The organism is Streptomyces sp. UH6 (genome assembly GCF_013421635.1).
Lineage (GTDB): Bacteria > Actinomycetota > Actinomycetes > Streptomycetales > Streptomycetaceae > Streptomyces > Streptomyces abyssomicinicus.
In genome coordinates this window covers 1-2,922 of record NZ_JACADT010000714.1, presented here as the reverse complement: position 1 = coordinate 2,922, position 2,922 = coordinate 1, and the positions used below count along the sequence as shown (strand labels likewise).

Below are 2,922 nucleotides of genomic sequence, written 5' to 3'. Positions count from 1 at the left end.
GGGCAGTCCAGGGGCAGGTCCGGGGGCCCGCCGGGCGGTCGGCACGGGCAGGGAAAGGCAGCGTCCCTGCCCCTGGCCAGGTCCGCACGGCCCTGTCACCTCGCGGGACCGCCCCGCAGACTCGGCCTGGACACAGGTGACAGATCCGCCAGCAACCGCAGGACCCGAAGGAGCGAGCATGCCGACGTACCTCACCCCGGGCGTGTACGTGGAGGAGGTGCAGTCCGGTGCCCGGCCGATCGAGGGGGTGGGCACCGCGGTCGCCGCGTTCGTGGGGTTCGCCGAGACCGGCCCGTTCCACACGCCGACGCTCGTCGCGAGCTGGGACCAGTACACCCGGACGTTCGGTGGCTTCACCGAGGGCACCTACCTCGCCCACGCGGTCTACGGATACTTCGCCAACGGCGGCGGCACCGCGTACGTCGTGCGCATCGGCGGCTCCCAGGACGACGCCTCCGCCCCGGCGGGGCAGGGGACCACCGCGGCGCGGCCGGCCGAGCTGGGCGGCTTCCTGGTCACGGCCCGGCCGGGCGTCTCCGGCGTGTCGGTGGAGGTCGCCGACGCGGACGGCGAGAACCCGCCGGAGGACCGCTTCAAGGTCCTGGTCCGCCAGGGCGACCAGGTGGCGGAGACCTACGAGGGCTCGACCCGCAGGAACGTCAAGGGGTACCTGGTCAACCAGGCCCGCGCCTCGAAGCTGATCGAGGTCACCGAGCAGCAGGGCGCCCCCCAGAGCCGGCCCGCCAACCAGACCGTGACGCTGGCCGACGCCCCGGCCGCGCCCGCCGCCGCCGGCTCCGGCGAGGTGGCCCGCCTCAGCGCGGCCGAGTACGTCGGCGACGCGGGGGCCCGCACCGGGTTCGGTGGCCTGGAGGCCATCGACGAGATCACCATGGTCGCGGTGCCGGACCTGATGAGCGCCCACCAGCGCGGTGACATCGACGCCGAGGGCGTGCGCACCGTGCAGCTGGCCGTGATCTCGCACTGCGAGCAGATGGGTGACCGGGTGGCGGTCCTGGACACCCCGCCCGGACTGTCCGCCCAGCAGGTGCGGACCTGGCGCAACGACGAGGCGGGCTACGACTCCCGGTACGCCGCCCTCTACTACCCGTGGGTGCGGGTCTTCGACCCGGCCGCCGGCCGCAACACCGTCGTCCCGCCGAGCGGTCACATCGCCGGTGTGTGGGCGCGCAGCGACGCCGAGCGCGGCGTGCACAAGGCACCCGCCAACGAGGTGATCCGCGGCGCGGTCGACCTGGAACTGCGGCTCAGCAAGGGCGAGCAGGACCTGCTGAACCCGATCGGCGTGAACTGCGTCCGCGCCTTCCCGGGCCGGGGCATCCGGATCTGGGGCGCCCGCACCCTCTCCTCCGACCCGGCCTGGCGCTACCTCAACGTGCGCCGCCTGTTCAACTACCTGGAGGAGTCGATCCTCCTGGGCACCCAGTGGGTGGTCTTCGAGCCGAACGACGACCGGCTCTGGTCGAGCATCCGGCGCAACGTCACGGCGTTCCTCACCGAGGAATGGCGCCGGGGCGCGCTGTTCGGCCGCACCGCCGAAGAGGCGTTCTACGTGAAGTGCGACCGCGACAACAACCCGCAGGAGTCGATCGACCAGGGGCGGGTCGTCTGCGAGATCGGCGTCTCGCCGGTCAAGCCCGCGGAGTTCGTGGTGTTCCGGCTGGCCCAGTTCTCCGACAGCACCAGCCTCATCGACGAGTGAACCCGGGACCGTAGGAACGGCTCCGCAAGGAAAGGTGACAGACAGTCATGGCAACGGGCGATGCTCTTTCCACCCACGTCTTCGGCGTGCAGCTCGGTGGGTACCTGGTCGAGTCGATCCAGGAGATCAGCGGGCTGACCGTCCAGGAGGACGTCGTCGAGATCAAGCAGGTCAGCGCCGAGGGCAAGCAGATCATCCGCAAGCAGCCCGGCGGTCGGCAGGCGGGCGAGATCACGATCACCCGGGGACTCGACCAGAGCAGCGAGTTCACCAACTGGATCAAGGAGACACTGAACAACGGCGCCGTGAACGCCGCGCGTCAGAACCTCACGATCGAGATCAAGGACACCGAGGGCAACACGGTCCGGCGCATCCAGCTGATGCAGGGCTGGGCCTCCAAGTGGGAGGGCCCGTCCCTGAAGGCGGGGGACGCCTCCCACGCCACCGAGACCGTCACCATCGTGTTCGAGGAGATCGTCGTCGAATGAGGCGCCGTACGGTGACGGCGGGCAACCTGGAGGAGATCCTCCAGGCGACGGCGCCCGCCCCGGCGACCGAGCAGGCGGCGGCACCCCCCGCCGCCGCTCCGCCGCCACGGGAGGACCACGGGCTGCGCACCGAGTTCGAGTTCGAGCTGCCGCGCGGCTACGTCGACGAGGCGGGCACCGTCCACCGCCACGGCGCGATGCGCCTCGCCACGGCCCGGGACGAGCTGCGGCCCCAGATCGACCTGCGGGTCAAGGAGAACCCCGCGTACCTGAGCGTGGTGCTGCTGAGCCAGGTCATCACCCGGATCGGCTCCATCACCGACGTACACGCCGGGATCGTGGAGCGGATGTACGCCACCGACGTCGCCTTCCTCCAGGACTTCTACCGCCGCGTCAACAGCGAGGGCCACACCCGGGCGGCGGTGACCTGCCCGCACTGCGAGGGCGGCTTCGAGGTCGACCTCTCGGGCGGGCGCCTGGGGGAATCGTGACGTACGCCCTTCCCCGGCTCCGGGAGGAGATCGCGTACGTCGCCTATCACTTCCACTGGCCGCGCGAGGAGATCCTCGACCTGACCCATGACGAACGCCGGCAGTGGGTGGCCGAGATCGCCCGCATCAACACCCGCGTGAACGAAGGCGGTTGAGCACATGGCATGGCGGGACAGGCTGCGCCGCCGGGCCGCCGGGCCGATCGCCGCGGACCCCTCGG

At 71.4% G+C, this 2,922-nt stretch carries 4 protein-coding genes; all 4 read left to right on the top strand.

The annotated features are described in order from the left end of the window. Positions 1–178 precede the first annotated feature (178 nt). Genes HW445_RS24725 through HW445_RS24710 form a run of 4 tightly spaced genes read left to right on the top strand, consistent with a single transcriptional unit; the run spans position 179 to position 2,857 of the window. Positions 179–1,723 (top strand): phage tail sheath family protein, encoded by a 1,545-nt coding sequence (locus tag HW445_RS24725; RefSeq protein ID WP_180223146.1) that lies wholly within the window; start codon positions 179–181, stop codon positions 1,721–1,723. A 47-nt stretch (positions 1,724–1,770) separates the two neighbouring features. Next, positions 1,771–2,211, top strand: coding sequence for a phage tail protein (locus tag HW445_RS24720; RefSeq protein WP_151773517.1), 441 nt, complete (start codon positions 1,771–1,773; stop codon positions 2,209–2,211). Then, the gene (locus HW445_RS24715; protein WP_180223145.1) at positions 2,208–2,702 is read left to right on the top strand and encodes a zinc-ribbon domain-containing protein; all 495 of its coding nucleotides are present in this window, start codon (positions 2,208–2,210) and stop codon (positions 2,700–2,702) included. The genes HW445_RS24720 and HW445_RS24715 overlap by 4 nt, the downstream gene beginning before the upstream one ends. Continuing rightward, on the top strand, positions 2,699–2,857 hold the full coding sequence (locus HW445_RS24710; RefSeq protein WP_164540787.1) for a DUF6760 family protein: 159 nt from the start codon (positions 2,699–2,701) through the stop codon (positions 2,855–2,857). The genes HW445_RS24715 and HW445_RS24710 overlap by 4 nt, the downstream gene beginning before the upstream one ends. Positions 2,858–2,922 lie beyond the last annotated feature (65 nt).

Excerpts from the sequence above, each read along its gene's own strand:
- HW445_RS24715 (WP_180223145.1), top strand. The coding sequence starts at position 2,208 with ATGAGGCGCCGTACGGTGACGGCGGGCAACCTGGAGGAGATCCTCCAG.
- HW445_RS24725 (WP_180223146.1), top strand. The coding sequence starts at position 179 with ATGCCGACGTACCTCACCCCGGGCGTGTACGTGGAGGAGGTGCAGTCC.
- HW445_RS24720 (WP_151773517.1), top strand. The coding sequence starts at position 1,771 with ATGGCAACGGGCGATGCTCTTTCCACCCACGTCTTCGGCGTGCAGCTC.